The 15,192-nt window shown below is 73.7% G+C and carries 16 protein-coding genes and 1 tRNA gene; 6 read left to right on the top strand and 11 right to left on the bottom strand.

Translation table 11 applies throughout. The features are described from left to right. Positions 1-67 precede the first annotated feature (67 nt). Together ACZ7EC_RS03680 and ACZ7EC_RS03675 are read right to left on the bottom strand one after the other, a co-directional pair. Complete coding sequence (locus ACZ7EC_RS03680) at positions 68-1,216, bottom strand: Gfo/Idh/MocA family protein (RefSeq protein ID WP_471057311.1); 1,149 nt, start codon at positions 1,214-1,216, stop codon at positions 68-70. Positions 1,217-1,364: 148 nt separating this feature from the next. Continuing rightward, complete coding sequence (locus tag ACZ7EC_RS03675) at positions 1,365-1,739, bottom strand: cupin domain-containing protein (protein WP_471057308.1); 375 nt, start codon at positions 1,737-1,739, stop codon at positions 1,365-1,367. A gap of 130 nt (positions 1,740-1,869) precedes the next feature. Between ACZ7EC_RS03675 and ACZ7EC_RS03670 the strand changes: the two genes are divergently transcribed. The 3 genes from ACZ7EC_RS03670 (at position 1,870) to ACZ7EC_RS03660 (ending at position 3,491) form a co-directional block, all read left to right on the top strand. Continuing rightward, positions 1,870-2,406 (top strand): hypothetical protein, encoded by a 537-nt coding sequence (locus tag ACZ7EC_RS03670; RefSeq protein ID WP_471057305.1) that lies wholly within the window; start codon positions 1,870-1,872, stop codon positions 2,404-2,406. Between the two features lie 85 nt (positions 2,407-2,491). Continuing rightward, a tRNA-Pro gene (locus ACZ7EC_RS03665) sits at positions 2,492-2,565 on the top strand. Between the two features lie 245 nt (positions 2,566-2,810). Next, positions 2,811-3,491, top strand: a complete 681-nt coding sequence (locus ACZ7EC_RS03660) for a pyridoxamine 5'-phosphate oxidase family protein (protein ID WP_471057302.1) — start codon at positions 2,811-2,813, stop codon at positions 3,489-3,491. 81 nt (positions 3,492-3,572) lie between these two features. Here the strand turns inward: ACZ7EC_RS03660 and ACZ7EC_RS03655 are convergent, their stop codons facing one another. Together ACZ7EC_RS03655 and ACZ7EC_RS03650 are read right to left on the bottom strand one after the other, a co-directional pair. Continuing rightward, positions 3,573-4,262: an ABC transporter ATP-binding protein gene (locus ACZ7EC_RS03655; RefSeq protein WP_471057299.1), complete on the bottom strand. Its 690-nt coding sequence runs from the start codon at positions 4,260-4,262 to the stop codon at positions 3,573-3,575. Then, entirely contained in the window at positions 4,259-5,347 is a 1,089-nt protein-coding gene (locus ACZ7EC_RS03650) for an ABC transporter permease (RefSeq protein ID WP_471057296.1), read from the bottom strand. The genes ACZ7EC_RS03655 and ACZ7EC_RS03650 overlap by 4 nt, the downstream gene beginning before the upstream one ends. A gap of 172 nt (positions 5,348-5,519) precedes the next feature. On the opposite strand from ACZ7EC_RS03650, the gene ACZ7EC_RS03645 reads away from it, so the two are divergent. Next, positions 5,520-6,758, top strand: a complete 1,239-nt coding sequence (locus tag ACZ7EC_RS03645) for a sensor histidine kinase (protein WP_471057294.1) — start codon at positions 5,520-5,522, stop codon at positions 6,756-6,758. Further along, complete coding sequence (locus tag ACZ7EC_RS03640; protein WP_471057291.1) at positions 6,755-7,405, top strand: response regulator; 651 nt, start codon at positions 6,755-6,757, stop codon at positions 7,403-7,405. Before ACZ7EC_RS03645 ends, ACZ7EC_RS03640 begins: the two co-directional genes overlap by 4 nt. Positions 7,406-7,460: 55 nt before the next feature. On the opposite strand, the gene ACZ7EC_RS03635 is transcribed toward ACZ7EC_RS03640, so the two are convergent. The 6 genes from ACZ7EC_RS03635 to ACZ7EC_RS03610 all read right to left on the bottom strand — a co-directional run bounded on the left by ACZ7EC_RS03635 (position 7,461) and on the right by ACZ7EC_RS03610 (position 13,470). Next, on the bottom strand, positions 7,461-8,714 hold the full coding sequence (locus ACZ7EC_RS03635) for an MFS transporter (protein WP_471057288.1): 1,254 nt from the start codon (positions 8,712-8,714) through the stop codon (positions 7,461-7,463). Continuing rightward, positions 8,711-9,496 (bottom strand): hypothetical protein, encoded by a 786-nt coding sequence (locus ACZ7EC_RS03630; RefSeq protein WP_471057285.1) that lies wholly within the window; start codon positions 9,494-9,496, stop codon positions 8,711-8,713. Before ACZ7EC_RS03630 ends, ACZ7EC_RS03635 begins: the two co-directional genes overlap by 4 nt. Before the next feature lie 113 nt (positions 9,497-9,609). Further along, positions 9,610-10,647 carry an alkaline phosphatase family protein gene (locus ACZ7EC_RS03625; protein WP_471057281.1) on the bottom strand — a complete coding sequence of 346 codons (1,038 nt, stop codon included), beginning with the start codon at positions 10,645-10,647 and terminating at the stop codon, positions 9,610-9,612. Positions 10,648-10,786: 139 nt separating this feature from the next. Next, on the bottom strand, positions 10,787-11,407 hold the full coding sequence (locus ACZ7EC_RS03620; protein ID WP_471057278.1) for a transposase: 621 nt from the start codon (positions 11,405-11,407) through the stop codon (positions 10,787-10,789). Next, positions 11,404-12,042: a dihydroxyacetone kinase subunit DhaL gene (gene dhaL / locus ACZ7EC_RS03615; protein ID WP_471057275.1), complete on the bottom strand. Its 639-nt coding sequence runs from the start codon at positions 12,040-12,042 to the stop codon at positions 11,404-11,406. The genes ACZ7EC_RS03620 and dhaL overlap by 4 nt, the downstream gene beginning before the upstream one ends. A 651-nt stretch (positions 12,043-12,693) precedes the next feature. Further along, positions 12,694-13,470 carry an IclR family transcriptional regulator gene (locus ACZ7EC_RS03610; protein ID WP_471057272.1) on the bottom strand — a complete coding sequence of 259 codons (777 nt, stop codon included), beginning with the start codon at positions 13,468-13,470 and terminating at the stop codon, positions 12,694-12,696. A 44-nt stretch (positions 13,471-13,514) separates the two neighbouring features. Here ACZ7EC_RS03610 and dhaM point away from each other — a divergent pair, with 44 nt between their 5' ends. Further along, entirely contained in the window at positions 13,515-13,934 is a 420-nt protein-coding gene (dhaM, locus tag ACZ7EC_RS03605; RefSeq protein WP_471057269.1) for a dihydroxyacetone kinase phosphoryl donor subunit DhaM, read from the top strand. Between the two features lie 29 nt (positions 13,935-13,963). Here the strand turns inward: dhaM and ACZ7EC_RS03600 are convergent, their stop codons facing one another. Further along, positions 13,964-15,028, bottom strand: a complete 1,065-nt coding sequence (locus tag ACZ7EC_RS03600) for an aminotransferase class I/II-fold pyridoxal phosphate-dependent enzyme (protein ID WP_471057266.1) — start codon at positions 15,026-15,028, stop codon at positions 13,964-13,966. Positions 15,029-15,192: the final 164 nt, after the last annotated feature.

Below are 15,192 nucleotides of genomic sequence, written 5' to 3'. Positions count from 1 at the left end.
GGGTGTTGCCGCTCCTCAGGGGTCGGACGATAGGGCTCTCAAGGACGACGGGCGCCGGGCGACTCGCCTACAGACGGACCCAGTCGCCGCTCGCCGCGGACTCGGCCATCGCGTCCAGGAGGACCGCGGTGCGCACCGCGTCCGCGAGCGTCACGCCGTACGGTCTGCCCTCGGCGATGGAGCGCACGAACCGGTGGGCCTCGACGACCTTCAGATCGTCGTAGCCCATCGCGTTGGCGGCGGCCGGCTGGAACGCGGCGAACTCGCCGTCGCCGGGCCCGGCGTACACGGTGCTCACCGGCTGGTCCTGGAAGGAGGAGCCCCGGCTGACCGCGAGTTCGTTCATCCGCCGGAAGTCCCAGAAGACCGCCCCGCTGGTGCCGTGCACCTCGAAGCCGTAGGCGTTCTGCTCGCCGACCGAGACCCGGCAGGCCTCCAGGACGCCGCGGGCACCGGAGGCGAAGCGCAGCAGACAGCCCACGTAGTCCTCGTTCTCCACGGGGCCGCGTTCACTGCCGCCGGCGCGGGCGTGACCGGTGGCGGCACCGCTCGGGCGGGCGCGCTCGGGGACGAAGACCGCGGTGTCGGCTGTGACCGCGGTGATGTCGCCGAGCAGGAAGCGGGCCAGGTCGGCGCCGTGCGAGGCCAGATCGCCGAGCACCCCCCGACCGCCGCGCTCACGCTCGTAACGCCAGGTCAGGGCGGTGTCCGGGTGGGCGGCGTAGTCGCTGAACAGCCGGATGCGGACATGGGTGACGGTGCCGATCCCGCCCGCCGCGATCAGATCGCGGGCGGCCTCCACGGCGGGCGCGTTGCGGTAGTTGAAGCCGACCGTGCCCTGCACCCCGGCGCGCGCGACCGCGTCGGCGACGGCACGGGCGTCCCCGGCGGACAGACCCACCGGCTTCTCGATCCACAGGTGCTTGCCGGCCTCGGCCATGGCCACCCCGATCTGGCGGTGCAGGAAGTTCGGCGCGGTGACGCTCACCGCCGCGACGCGGGGATCGGCGGCCACCTCCCGCCAGTCGCGGGTCGCGGTGGCGAACCCGAACTGCCCGGCGGCCTCCTCGGCCCGGCCCGGCACCTCCTCGGCGACCGCGATCAGCCGGGGCCGCAGCGGGAGCCGCGGGTAGTGGTGGGGGAGACGGGCGTACGCCCGCGCGTGCACCCGGCCCATCCAGCCGAACCCGACGACGGCGACACCCAGCTCCTCCACCCTGCCCGCCTCTCCGCGCCGGTCCCACGGGACCGGACCGGCGTCCCGCTCCCGGCCACCTTTGTCCGGACATGGCGGTGCTGTCAACGCCCCGAACGGGCCGTGGTGCCGAAATCGCCGGTCCTCGGGGGCGCCTCCGGCTCGGATTTCACCGCGGGCCCTTCCACCCCGGCGCCCCCTGGAGATTGATGGCGTACGCCTTGCGGAGCGTCTCGTGCACGGTCCACGTCGTGCGGTCGCCCGCCCGCAGCACCGCCATGTCACCCGGTCCGACCCGCAGCGTCGGGCCGTCCTCGACCTCGATCGTGGCCGAGCCGCTGATCACCACGAACAGCTCGTCGGCCTCCGTGTCGGTGACCACGCCCGGCGTGATCTGCCAGATCCCGCGGAGCTGCCGGCCGTCCGCCGACTCCCAGACCACCTTCCCGGTGACCTCGGGGTTCCCGGAGACGATCTGTCCGGGGTCGAGGGGCTCGGGTTCGAGGGCGGCGTCGGGGATGTGGAGCGCGAAGCTGTGCGTCATGGCCCGACCCTAACGGCGCCCGCGCCCCGGCCGCCGTCGACAGAGTGTGCGGCATCGGCCCTGGTCGCAGGACACTTCGTCGGGCCGCGTGGACTGGCGGGGGCGCGGGGCGGGGGTGATCGTGGAAGACATGGCCGACTCCACCGCGGCGGACGGCCGGGCACACGTGGAGGGCGGGCCGCGCCCCGGCGGGCACAGCACCCGCGAGGCGCTCCTCTTCGGCGGGGTCTACGGCGCCGTCCTCGCCAGCTCGATGGTCGCCGCCCTCACCCGCTACGGCGCCAGCACCCCCGCGACCCGCCGCTACGACGCCCTGTGGCTGGTGGTCACCGCGCTCGCCTCCGCACTGGCCCACGGCTACGCCCACTACATCGCCGAGCGCGCCCCGCACCGCCGCTGGGACGGCCTGCGCGCCCTGCGCAACGAGTGGCCGCTGGTCGCGGCCGTCCTGCCCACGGTCTTCCTGCTCGCCGGCGCGGGCTGGGAATGGTGGCCGGCCAAGGGCGTCGAATACCCCGCCTTCACCCTGAACATCGTGATCCTGTTCACCCTCGGCCTGACCACGGCCCGCAAGGCGGCCCGCCCCTGGCCCGCCGCCGTCCTCATGGGCCTCGGCGACGCCCTCCTCGGCCTGATCGTGGTCGTCGCCAACACCCTCATCAAATGACCCCGGCCCCGACGTCGCCAGGCACCCGAGCGCATACGGTAAGGTTGACCTGCGTGATCACGCGGCACCCCGCGTGAGGCCGCAACGGGACGTGGCGCAGCTTGGTAGCGCACTTGACTGGGGGTCAAGGGGTCGCAGGTTCAAATCCTGTCGTCCCGACTCGGCAGAGTCGTGATCGAGGGCCGGTTTCGGAGAAATCCGAGACCGGCCCTCGATCGTTTCCGGGGACGACGAGCGGGTACGCATGCCTCTCCGGCGGAGAGCGAAGGATTTCGTCGTCGATCACGCCTGGCGCAACGGATCGGGAAGATCCATGGCGGCTGCGCGATGGAATCAGTACCATCCTGCACTGTCCGCTCAGGCCGCAGGACCACTGCCCGGCCGTATCCAGACAGGAAGCGCCGATGAACTCCCCCGCTCCGGAACGCCAGTTGCCGGTCACCGAGCGCACTCGTCACCGCCGCTTGCGGGAACAGGGCAGCCTGGACCGGGACCGGCTCGACGCGATACTCGACGCCGGCTTCATCTGCCACCTCGGCGTCACCGTCGACGGAACGCCCATGGTGGTACCGACCGTCTACGGCCGCGACGGCGGCACCCTGTACCTCCACGGCTCGGTCGCCAGCCGCAGCCTGGTCGCGTCGCCCGACGCCACGGTCTGCGTCACGGTCACCCACGTCGACGGACTCGTCCTGGCCCGCTCGGTGTTCGAGCACGGCGTCAACTACCGCAGCGCCATGGTCTACGGCACGCCCCGCCTGGTCACGGACGCCGATGAGAAGCTCGCCGGCCTGCGCTGCCTCACCGAGCACGCCACGCCGGGCCAGTGGGACTACGCCCGCGGCCCGAACCGCAGGGAACTCGCCGCGACCGCTCTGCTCGCCCTCTCTCTGGACGAGGCGTCGGTCAAGATCCGTACCGGTGCCCCGGACGACGGCGACGGCGACGACGCCCGGCTCGGCCTGTGGGCCGGCGTTCTCCCGTTGCGCGCCACCTGGGGCGCCCCGGAGCCGGACCCGGCGCTGCCCGAGGGCATCGAGCCCCCCGCCCATCTGACACGGCGGGCCGGCACACGGGCGAACTGAACCGCGTCGGTCACGGACCCGCCGGCTCCCCGGCGGGGACCAGCCCGACCGGCGCCGGCCGTGCGGGGATCGCCGGCCTCATCACCCTTCGCGGCGGCACTCCAGCGCCGCGAGCCTCCCGTCCCGTACCTCGGCGATCCGGTCGGCGACCGCCAGGCGGGTGGGGTCGTGGGTGACCAGGACCGTGGCGGTGTTCCGGTCGCGGGTGAGCCGGGTGAGCAGATCGAGGACGGCGGTGCCGCGCTCGTGGTCCAGGGCGCTGGTGGGTTCGTCGACGAGCAGCACCGTGGGGTCGTTCATCAGGGCGCGGGCGATGTTGACCCGCTGCCGCTGGCCGCCGGAGAGCTGGTGGGGGCGGCGCCCGGCCTGCCCGGCGAGGCCGACCGCGTCCAGCAGCGCCATGGCCCGGCCGCGCGCCCCGGCGGGGGAGCGGCCGTCGATGTGGGCCATCACCTGGAGCTGTTCGGCGGCGGTGAGCGAGGGCAGCAGATTGGGCTGCTGGAAGACGATGCCGATCCGCTCCCGGCGCAGTCCGGTCAGCTCGGCCCGGCTCAGCCCCGCGGTGCGGACGCCGTCGATGGTGACGGTGCCGCTGTCCGGCGTGATCAGCGTGGCGGCGACGGCCAGCAGACTGGACTTGCCCGAGCCGGAGGGGCCGACCACGGCGGTCAGGCTGCCCCGGGGGACCTCCAGGGCGACCCGGTCGAGGGCGGTCAGCCGGGTGTCGCCGTCGGGATAGGTGAGGGTGATGTCGCTCAGGCACAGGCTCATCGGGCACTCCCCAGGGCGGTCAGCGGGTCGACGGAGGTGATGCGGCGGATGGACAGCGCGGCCCCGAGGGCACCGAGTACGACCGTCACCGCGGCCGGGACCAGGAGCGTTGCGGGGGAGAGGACGAACGGCACGGCGCCGCCCGCGACGAGGGCGCCCAGCGCGGCGGCGATGCCGGTGCCGAGCAGCGTGCCGGCGACGAGCAGCACGACGGCCTGGCCGAGCGCGTCCCTGAGCAGATAGGCGGTGGAGGCGCCCAGGGCCTTCAGCACGGCGACGTCGGCGCCGCGCTGAATGGTCCACACGGTGAAGAAGGCGCCGATGACCAGCGCGGAGATGGCGAACAGGAAGCCGCGCATCAGCTGGAGGGAGCCGTTCTCCGAGGTGTAGGAGCCGATCGCGGAGAGCGAGTCGGCCCTGGCGACGGTCCTGGTGCCGGCCCGCCGGTCGATCGCCGCGAGGTCGGCCCCGGCATCGGTGGTGAGGGCGATGACGGTGGCGGCCGGGCGTTCCCCGTCGCCGGCGGGCGGCGCGGTCCCGCGCCACACGTCGAGGCTGGTCCAGACGACCGGGGTGTGGCTGAAGAAGGCGTCGCCCCGCACCGCGGCCACCGTCAGCCGCCGCCCGGCGAGGGTGAGGGAGCCGCCCTCGCGCACGCCGAGGGCGTCGGAGGCGCCGGTGGACAGCACCGCCGTACGCCCGTCGAGCCTGCCGCCGGCCGGGGCGAGCGGGGAGCCGGGGCGGACGCCGAAGACACTGACCCCGGCGCTCCGCTGCCCGGCGGTGGCCTTGGTGGTGCCGATCCCCAGCGGTTCGGCGCGCTCGACGCCGGGGGCCGCCGCCCACTGCCGCCACTGGGCCCCGGTGACGGCGGAGTCGGCGTACGACAGACCCTGGCCGCCGGCGGGCGCCTGGAAGGCGATCTCGGTGGCGGGCAGGCCGGTGATCGCCGACACGTTCTGCCGGCCCAGCCCGGCCGTCAGTCCGGACAGCAGCCCCACCAGCAGGGTGATCAGTACGACGACGGTTCCCATCAGGGCGAAGCGCCCCTTGGCGAACCCCAGGTCTCTCCAGGCGACGAACACGGCCTCGGCTGTCCTCTCCAGTGGTGGAAGCGGTAGGCCCCCACCGTCGCCGCCGGCCCCCCGTGCGCGCGTCCGGCGCGGGACGGCATTTCGCGGGCCGGAAGGCGGGACGCGGGTTCCACCTTTCGACAGAGGCCGCCGGCCTGGAGCCTCTCGTAGCCTGTAAGGCACTGTGAACACCGCTTCCCCCGCTCCGACCCCGACCGCTCGGGCCCTGTCCTGGTGTCTGCACCTCCTGGTCGTCGGCCTGCTCACGCTGGTCGCCTGGCGGGCGGTGACCGATGGCCGGGCCGCCGCCTGGCCCGCCGTCACCGCCGCCGTGGCGTGCGCCGGGGTCTACGCGGCCGGGCCCCCGCTGCCCGCCGTCCGCCGCTCCCGGCGGGCCGCGGCGCTGTGGCTCGCCGTGGTGGGCGCCGTATGGCTGGTCCTGCTGGTGCTGTCCCCCGACGCCGTGTGGGTGGCGTTCCCGCTGTACTTCCTCCAGCTCCATCTGCTGCCGCGCCGGGCCCAGATCGCGGCCGTGGCCGCCACCGCGGCGGCGGCCGTCTGCGGCTTCGCCGCCCACCAGGGGTCCTTCGGCGCGGCCATGCTGATCGGGCCCGCGCTCGGCGCCGCGGTCGCGGTCGCGGTGGTGCGGGGGTACGAGGCCCTGTACCGGGAGAGCGAGCGGCGCAGGCGGCTGATCGAGGAGCTGACCGCCACCCGCGCCGACCTGGACCGGGTCCAGCACACCGCGGGGGTGCTGGCCGAGCGCGAACGCCTGGCCCGCGAGATCCACGACACCCTCGCCCAGGGCCTGTCCAGCATCCAGTTGCTGCTGCGCGCCGCCGAACGCGCCCTGCCCGGCCGGCCCGATGCCGCCGCCGGCCATGTGGCGGCGGCCCGGCAGGCCGCGGTGGACAATCTCGCCGAGGCCCGCCGTTTCGTCGCCGCCCTCAGCCCGCCCGCCCTGGACGGCGGCACGCTGGCCGACGCGCTGGCCCGGCTGTGCGCCACCACCGGCACCCACCACCGGATTCCCGTGCGGTTCCACCTCACCGGCGACCCGGTCCCGCTGGCCACGGCACACGAGGTCGCCCTGCTGCGCATCGCCCAGTCCGCCCTCGCCAACACCGTGCGCCACGCCCGCGCCACCGGCGCCGACATCACCCTCGGCTACCGCGGCGACCACACCGCCCTCGACATCACCGACGACGGCACCGGCTTCGACCCCGCGCTGCTGCCCGCGCCCGACCCGGAGAGCGGCGGCTTCGGCCTGGCGGCCATGCGCGCCCGGATGCACGACCTCGGCGGCACCCTGACCATCACCTCCGCGCCCGGCCACGGCACCTCCCTGGCCGCGCGGCTCCCGCTCGCCGCCCCCGCCGACCGCATGCCCACGCCCACACCCACACCCGAGGCCCGTCCGTGACCGACGACAGCTCCCCGCGCACCCCCATCCGCCTGCTCCTGGCCGACGACCACCCCGTGGTCCGGGCCGGGCTGCGCGCGGTGCTGGAGACCGAGCCCGGCCTCGTGATCGTGGCCGAGGCCGCCACCGCGGAGGAGGCCGTCGCCCGCGCCGCCGGGGGCGATGTCGACGTCGTGCTCATGGACCTTCAGTTCGGCAGGGGCATGGGCGGCGCCGAGGCCACCGCGCGGATCACCGCCAGGGCCGGGGCGCCGCGTGTGCTCGTCGTCACGACGTACGACTCCGACGCCGACACGCTGCCCGCCATCGAGGCCGGCGCCACCGGCTACCTCCTCAAGGACGCGCCGCCCGAGGACCTGGCCGCCGCCGTACGCACCGCCGCGGCCGGCCGCACCACCCTCGCCCCCGCGGTCGCCGAGCGCCTCATGAACCGGCTGCGCGCGCCGGGCACCGCCCTGACCCGGCGCGAGACCGAGGTGCTCACCCTGGTCGCCGACGGCCTCTCCAACCAGGCCGTCGCCCGCCGCCTCCACCTCACCGAGGGAACCGTCAAGTCCCACCTGGCCCGCGTCTACACGAAGCTGGGCGTCGACTCCCGCACAGCCGCGGTCGCGACGGCCACGGACCTGGGGCTGATCCGGCGCTGAGTCCGGCGCGGTGCGCGAGGCGCGCACCGGAACACCAACCCGGCGCCGTGCCCGCCTACGCCAGGTCGCGCATGCGCCGGATGCCGCTGCTCCACACGGCCAGCGGGGTCAGGAAGGCGAGGGCGCAGATCAGCCACATCGCCCCCCGGTTGCCGAGGGCGCCGGCCGTGGCGCCGGCGGTGAGCGCGCCGAACGGCACCGCCCCCCAGGAGATGAACCGGACGGTGGCCATCACGCGGGGCAGCAGCTCCGGCGGGGTGACCGTCTGCCGGTGCGTGCGGGTGAGGATGCTGAGCACGACGATGCTGGCGCCGAAGCCCAGGTTGCCGAGCGCGAACAGCAGCAGTCCCCAGCCACCGCCCGCGAGCGGCATCAGCAGCGCGACGGACGCGCCGAACAGGGTGGAGGCCAGGATGGTGCGGGCGCTGCCGATGCGGCCGGCGAGGCGCGGGGTGAGCGTGGCACCGAGGAGGCTGCCGAGCCCCTCCATGGCGATCAGCACACCGACGAGTCCCGCCGGTGTGTGGAGCGTGCGCACCAGGAAGACCGGGAGCAGAGCCAGGAAGGCGCCGCAGGTGAAGTTGGCCAGTGTGGCCGCAGCGACGCAGGGGCGGATGACCTTGTGGTGGGTGACGAACCGCCAGCCCTCCTTGATCTGCCCCACCATCGACTCCGCCGGCCCCCCGGACCTGACGGGGGCGGGCCGGGGCAGGCTGCGCAGCAGCACCGCGGAGACGACGTAGCTGACGACGTCGAAGACGAGGGTGAGCGCGCCGCCGAAGATCTGGACCAGGAGACCGCCGAGCGAGGGGCCGCCCAACTGGGTGGCCGACACCGAGGCGGACGTCAGGCTGTTGCGGGCGGTCAGTTCCTCCTTGCTGACGATCGACGGCAGAAACGTCGAGTTGCCCACGTCGAACAGGACCGTCGCGAGCCCGATCACCAGTGCCACCAGGACCAGCTGGGCCAGATGCAGGACGCCGAACGCGGCCGCCACCGGTACCGACACCAGGGCCGCCGCCCGGACCAGGTCCATCGCGACCTGCGTACCGCGCAACGGCAGCCGCTGCACGATCACCCCGGCGGGCAGGCCGATGGCGATCCAGGCGGCGTACTGGGCCGCGGTCAGGAAACTGACCTGGAGGCTGGAGGCGTGCAGCACCCCGACCGCCACCAGGGGCAGGGCGACGGTGGTGATCGCGTCCCCGGTGCTGCTGATGGTGGACGCGGTCCAGTACCGCCAGAACGCGGAGGAGGAGCGCCGGTCCGCCGCCGGTTCGAGCGGTCTGACGTCCTGATGAGCCGTCACGAGATCTCGACCTCCATGGTCAGGTCCCGGCACCGCTGGATGACGAGGTTGACCCAGACCTGGGGCTGGTCGGGATCGAAGGACCGCATGGTCTCCAGGGCCCAGTACTCCTCGAACGCCAGCGCGTCCGGCCGGGCCTCGCGGAACCGGCGTGCCCGCCACTTCGGCGTGCGGGAGCCGAAGTTGCCCTTGCTCTCCAGCAGGGCGTCCACGGTGTGCCCGAGCGCCTTGCGGGCGGACAGCACCGCGCTGTCGAAGTCACCCGCGGCGAGCTGGCCGCCGGCGTCCTCGATGGAGGAGTCGGCCTCGGCGAGCGAGCGGGTGGTCACGAAGGCCCGGAAGGCGGACTTCTCGACCTTGCGCCGGCACTCGTCGGCCCAGGCGGCACCGCTGAGGGTGAGGCAGGTGCTCATCCGCTCCAGGAACAGCTCCTCGGCGTCGATCAGCGCCTTGGCCGTGGAGCTGCCGGCCTCGAACTGTTCCCAGCTGACTTTGTCGATCATCTGCTGGACCTGGCTGTCGAGCCAGTACTTGATCTCCCAGCGGCGGCCGTCCACGTGCAGCACGACCGCGGGCACGACACCGGGCTGCAGCGGCACGGGGATGGTACGCGCGCTGTCACCGGTCCACGGGGTGGAGGAGACGACGTTGAAGTCGTAGTCGCTGGACTCGTTGGACCAGCCGCGGGCGACCGAACCCACACAGCACACCGCGAGGCAGTCCGCCGGTATGAGCCCGCGGCGATCCATCTCCTCCAGGCAACCGGTCAGACTTGTACTCATCGCTCTACCTCCTGGGAAATTTCTCGCCTCAGCGTTCAGCACGGCCGCTCATGCCGTCAACCGCCACGTGAGACAGGGGTGTTGAGGCCGGAATGGGCGGCTACCGGTCGTGCTCAGCGCCATACGGCGAAGGGGGTGTCGGTCTCCTCGGGCGCGAAGGAGCCGTGGTCGTAGCGGTAGGCGGCATCGGTGAGGAACTTCTCCCCCTCGGCCACCAGCAGGATGTCGCCGACCCGGTCCCGTGCGGCCGAGCCCGGCGCGAAGACCCGGTTCGCCGGCATGACCCGCACATCGCGGGGGAGCGCCGCGCGCAGTCGTGCGGACAGGCCGGGGCCGCCGTCGCGGTCCTCGGGATACAGCCAGCGCATGCGTCCGGCGCCGCCCATCGTGAAGCCGTGCCGCTGTCCCATGTGGTCGAGCAGGTCCGCGAGCGCGGGGTCGTGCACCGTGGGCACCAGACCGTGGTCGGCGTGGGCCACCACCACGACGCCCCGCGCGACCAGCGCGTCGGCGAACGCGCCCAGAGCCGTGAGGACTTCGGTGGTGTGGGTGTCGTACCCGTGCCGGTGCACGTGCTGGTCGACCTCCACGTAGCACCACAGGAGGCAGGGCTGTCCGCCGCCGTGCCGGGCGAGTGCCTCCTCGACCGCCGTGCGGACGCGGGCGGTCACCTCGGCGGACGTCCGCCCGCGGTAGGCGCCGTGCTCCGTGTAGAAGGAGTGGCCCGCGAGCGGGTGGGCGTGTGCCAGCAGGGCGTCGCGCCAGGCGGAACCGTAGTGCTCCATGTCGCCGAGCACCGCGAGCGGTGTCCGGCCGCGGCGGGCCGCGTCGGAGAAGACGTTGTCGGCGGCCGGGGTCAGGCCGGCGCCGTGGTAGTCGAGGAAATTGATCAGCTCGGGGCCGCCCGGGGGCGCCGAGAAGACCACTCCGGGCACCGCGTGGTCGTCGACGCCGAGTCCGGTCAGGGAGCTGAGCCAGCAGGCGGAGGACGTCGTCGGGGAGACCGCACGCATCAGCCGGACGTCGGCGGACGGCCAACAGGGGCGCGCCGCAGCGAGGTTGACACCGTCCAGCGCGAGCACGACGACGTGCCGCCGCGGGTTCTCGGCCATCACACGGTCGAGCCGGCCGCGGAAGTCGGTGAGGGACATCGGTGCAGGGGCGTTCACCGGGGAGGGACCACACTCTCTGTCGGACGTACCCGGCGGAAACCGGATCTGACGGGGCGTCGGGCGGACGGCGCACGGAACGTCGTCGGCGCCGTCCGGGGCACCCCCCACCCGGCGGTCCTCACTGGGCCCGGCGCAGTGCCTGGCCCGCGGTCTGCGCCGGTGCGCGGGTGGGGCCGAACAGACGGACCGTGAGGTCGCCCGGCTGATGCAGCCGGATGCGGGGGTTGAGACCCTCGCCGCGCATCGGCTGCGCCTGAGGGGTCCGGGCGGGGGCGGGCGCGGTGCGGTTCAGCCGCTCCTCGGCCAGTGCGCCGATGATGTCGGCCCACTGGCGGGTGTGGCCGGGCATCTGCGGCCTGCGGGAGGACTCGCGGATGCGGTTCCACAGACCTGCCTCGCTCCACTGCGTGAAACGGCGGTGGGTGTTCTGCCAGGACACGGTGAACGTCTTCGGCAGCGCCCGCCAGGGCACCCCGCTCACCAGGACGTACACGATCGCGGCGAACATCGCCTCGTCGTCGGCGCGTTGGGTGCCGCCACCCTGCGGCCGCGCCGCGGGGCGCGGGAGGTAGGGACGGGCCAGCGGCCACAGCGCCATGGGGGCGAGCCAGGCGAAACGGCCGGCGCCCGGTGTCGTCGCCTGGGACTGCGGGTAGGGCACCGGCGCCTCGGGCAGACGTGCGGCGCCGGGAGCGGGTGTCTGCCGCAACGGGGAGACGGTCTGCGGGTACCGGGTCACTTGGCCTCCAAGGCGGTCGCAAGGGCACGGAAGACCAGCGCGGTCGAGGCCGCGCCCGGATCCTGATGGCCGACACTGCGCAGGCCGAGATAGGAGGCCCGGCCGCGCCGGGCCTGCATCGGCTCGGTGGCGCGCGCCCCTTCGGCGGCAGCCGTGGCCGCGGCCCGCGCGCAGGCCGCGAGTCCGGCTCCGGCCGCGGCCTCGCGGGCGAACGCGTCGGCGGCCGGCCCGTACGCGTCGTACATGGTCTTGTCGCCCGGCCGGGCGGCGCCCAGGCGCTGGATGCTGTCACGGGCCGCGGCGAGCGCTGCCGCGAGCCGGTGCGCGTCGGTCTCGGGTCCGGGAGAGTCGAGGGTCTTGCCCAGGGCTTTGAAGGAGTTGCCGAACAGCGGTCCGGAGGCCCCTCCGATGGACGAGACGAGGGTGTCGCCCGCGGCGACCAGAAGCCGGCCCGCCGTCGCGTCGTCCGTTCCGCCCGCCTGGAGGGACCGCACGACCGCGGCGTACCCGCGTTGCATGTTGACGCCGTGGTCACCGTCGCCGATGGCCGCGTCCAGGTCGGTCAACCGGTCCTTCTCCTGGTCGATGAGCGCTGCCGTCGTGCACAGCCACTCGTGTATCCGTGCGGGGTCCAACGGTCGTCCTCCCGTGCATGTGTGGTCGTCAGCTTGTGCCACCCGCGGCAGCCGGGGCGCGGCGCCGGGGTGCTCACCGGTGTCGTGCAGAGGTCGAGGAGGCGAAAGCCGGCGCGGCGGACGGTGACGGGCACGTCCGCCGCGCCCGACCCGCTGACGCCAGGGCCGGCCGGCGTCTGCGGGAGGGTCTGGACGAGGGACGGCCCGGCCGTGCCCGGTACGGCGACCGCGAACAACTCGGCCGGGCCCGGCGGGAGATGGACGGGGAGGAGCGCGTCGTTGCGCCGGAGACGGGAGCCGGGCCGGCGACTTCTCTGTGCACCGGATCGTGCCCCGGTCCGCCGGGGTGGACGATCCCCCTCGCGGTGAGCGTGTCGGACGCAAACGCCGCGGCCGTGTTGATCAGCCTCTTCAGGACGCCCCCTACCATGAGCGGCCGCTCGCACCGAGCGGTCGTCAGACCCGTGCACGCCTGGTCATGACGAACGCGGTACCTGAGCCAACTCATCCGCGCGATCAGAACACTGTTCTCCATCGCTGAACGATTACCTGAAAGTTAGATTTCCGTACCCCGGCTGTCAAGGGATGGCCATGCCCGACAATCCACGGTTTTCGCTGGTGGGCAGGGGTTTCGGGGGAGAGATGTCCTGTTCAGAGAATGGTCGGGCGACCGGTGGCTCGGGACGCTCCCAGTTCGCGCGAAAGGTTCCGTGCCGTCTCGCGGGCCGCGATCGCGTGCGCCTCCCGGTTCGGCTCGGCGAGCAGCCGCTCGACCGGGCCGACGACCCCGATGGCGCCCGCCACCGCCCCGGTGCGGTCGAAGACGGGCGCCGCGATGCCGGCGTCCCCCAGCGTCGACTCCTGGCTGTCCAGGGCGTAGCCGACGTCCTGGGCGCGCTCCAACTGGGCGGTCAGCTCCGCCGGTTGGGTCACGGTCCGGCCGGTGAGCGAGTCCAGGGGCCCGTCCAGGGCGCGCTTGCGCACCTCGGGGGCGGAGAAGGCGATGATGGCCTTGCCGAGGGCGCAGGCGTTCCAGGGCAGCCTGGCGCCGGTCTCCAGCGTCTGCACGCCTCCCCGCGGGCGCGGCGCGTGATGGACCACCAGCACCTCGTCCCGGACCAGCACACCCACCCAGACGGCTTCGTCGGTCCGTGCGGCCAGCAGGTCGGACCAGGTCACCGCGCGGGTGCGCAACTCGTGGGTGTCCAGGTAGGCGTTGCCGAACGTGACCAGCGCGGGGCCCAGGCGGTACTTGCCGGACTCGGGGTCCTGTCCCACCAGGTCCTCGCACTCGAGGGTGCGCAGCAGGCCGTGGACGGCCGACTTCGAGACGCCGACGCGCTCGGCGAGCTCGGTGACGCCCAGCCGCGGTGCGGCCGTCAGCTCCCGCAGGATGTGAACGGCACGCCTGACCGACTCAACCACCACGCTCTTTTCCTCATGCTCCGGTGTGGGTTCTGTATTGATGAATCATGTTCTGGTATTTAGGCTACGCGTTCATGAACCCGTCCGTCGGCATCGTCCTGGTGTCACACAGCGTAAAGCTTGCCGACGGGGTGGCGGAGCTGGTCGGGCAGATCGGATCGGATCGCGTGCCGGTCGTCGTCGCGGGAGGTGACGACCATGGCGGGCTGGGCACCAGCTACCGCCGTGTCCGCGAGGCGCTCGGCGCGGCGGACCGGGGGGCCGGTGTCGTCGTGGTGCCGGACCTGGGCAGCGCGGTGCTGACGGTGCGTGCGGTCCTCGAAGACCACCGCCGCCCGGATGTCGTCCTCGCCGACGTGCCCTTCGTGGAGGGCGCCGTCGCGGCCGCGGTGGCCTCTGCGGGCGGCGCGGATCTCGCCACCGTCCTCAAGAGCGCGCAGGAGTCACGTCATGTCAGCAAGTTCTGAGGCCGCGCCGCCCGTGTGCCGTGCGCCCTTCAGGGGGTGGCCGTGCGGCCCAGGCGGGATTCCAGTCCGGCCAGCCGGTGTGCGGCGAGCGGCACACTGAGCCGGCCCACCCCGACGAGAGCGCCGGTCCGGGCCGACCACACCGGCTGCACCTTGCCCTGGACACCGCGGGACAGCAGCGAGTCCACCGCCGCCTGCGGCTCCTCGGGGAAGATCACATAGGGCAGGCCGCCCGCCGCGGCGACCGGCTCCGGCAGCCCGGCGGCCGCCAAGAGGTCGCGTACATACGGCTTGTTCACCGTGATCCGGTCCCGCAGACCGGCGGTCACGTCGCCGAGCCCGAGGACGCGCCGTCCGATGCGCAGCGACAGCGAGGAGGCGCCGAGCGGCGCCACCGCGTCGCGGACCCTCGCGGTCAGGGCGGCGGACGCGACGCAGTAGCCCAGACGCACTCCGCCGAGGCCGTACGCCTTGGACAGTCCGCGCACGACGATCAGGTTGGGCACCTCCGCGGCGAGGTTCGCCGCGCTGAACCCGGCGGGGCAGTAGTTGGCGTTGGACTCGTCGATCAGTACCACCGCACCCCGCTTCGCGGTGTCCGCGCACAGCTCGCGCACCGCGTCGAGACCGGCGAAGCGGTCGTCGGCGAGCGCGGGGCGCTCCAGGAGCACGATGTCACCGGGCGGCCCGGCGCCGAAGGGCACACAGCGGCCGCCCGCCCTGGCCACCCAGTGCGGGTGGTCGGGGTAGACGTCGGTCAGGACCTCCACCGTCGCGCCGGCGGCCAGCAGGCTCAGGTCGTGCAGCAGCGGGCCGACGCCGGCGCCGCAGGTCACCGACGCGGACCAGCCGGGGCGCCCGAAGAAGTCGGCGACCGCAGGACCGAGTACGCCTTCGCCGTAGGGGTCCTTGACCATGTAGTCGCCGGTGTACGGCAGGCCCTCGGCCACCTCGGCGGTCAGTTCCTGCGCCACCACCGCCATGACGTCCGCGCCCAGCAGGTCCCGTTCGTCCTGCGTCCAGGCGAGGTTGAGCAGGTCCGCCCCGTCGGACAGGGCACCCAGCTTCTCGTACGAGCCGATGGCGAGGGGCATGGAGGGGGGACCGCCTTCCGGATCGGTGACGGCCTGGGGGGGGGGGGGGGGGCCCCCCCCCAGCCGGTCGCGGGGGGGGGGGCCAGTGTCCCCCCACCCCGAAAACACCCCTTTCCCGACAGAAAGCCCGCAAACCCCACCCCTCCCCCACCCCGAGGAGACTG

This window comes from Streptomyces sp. NPDC037203 (genome assembly GCF_055605065.1).
Note: the sequence above shows the minus strand (reverse complement) of the source record. Positions and strands in the feature narration are given on the sequence as shown.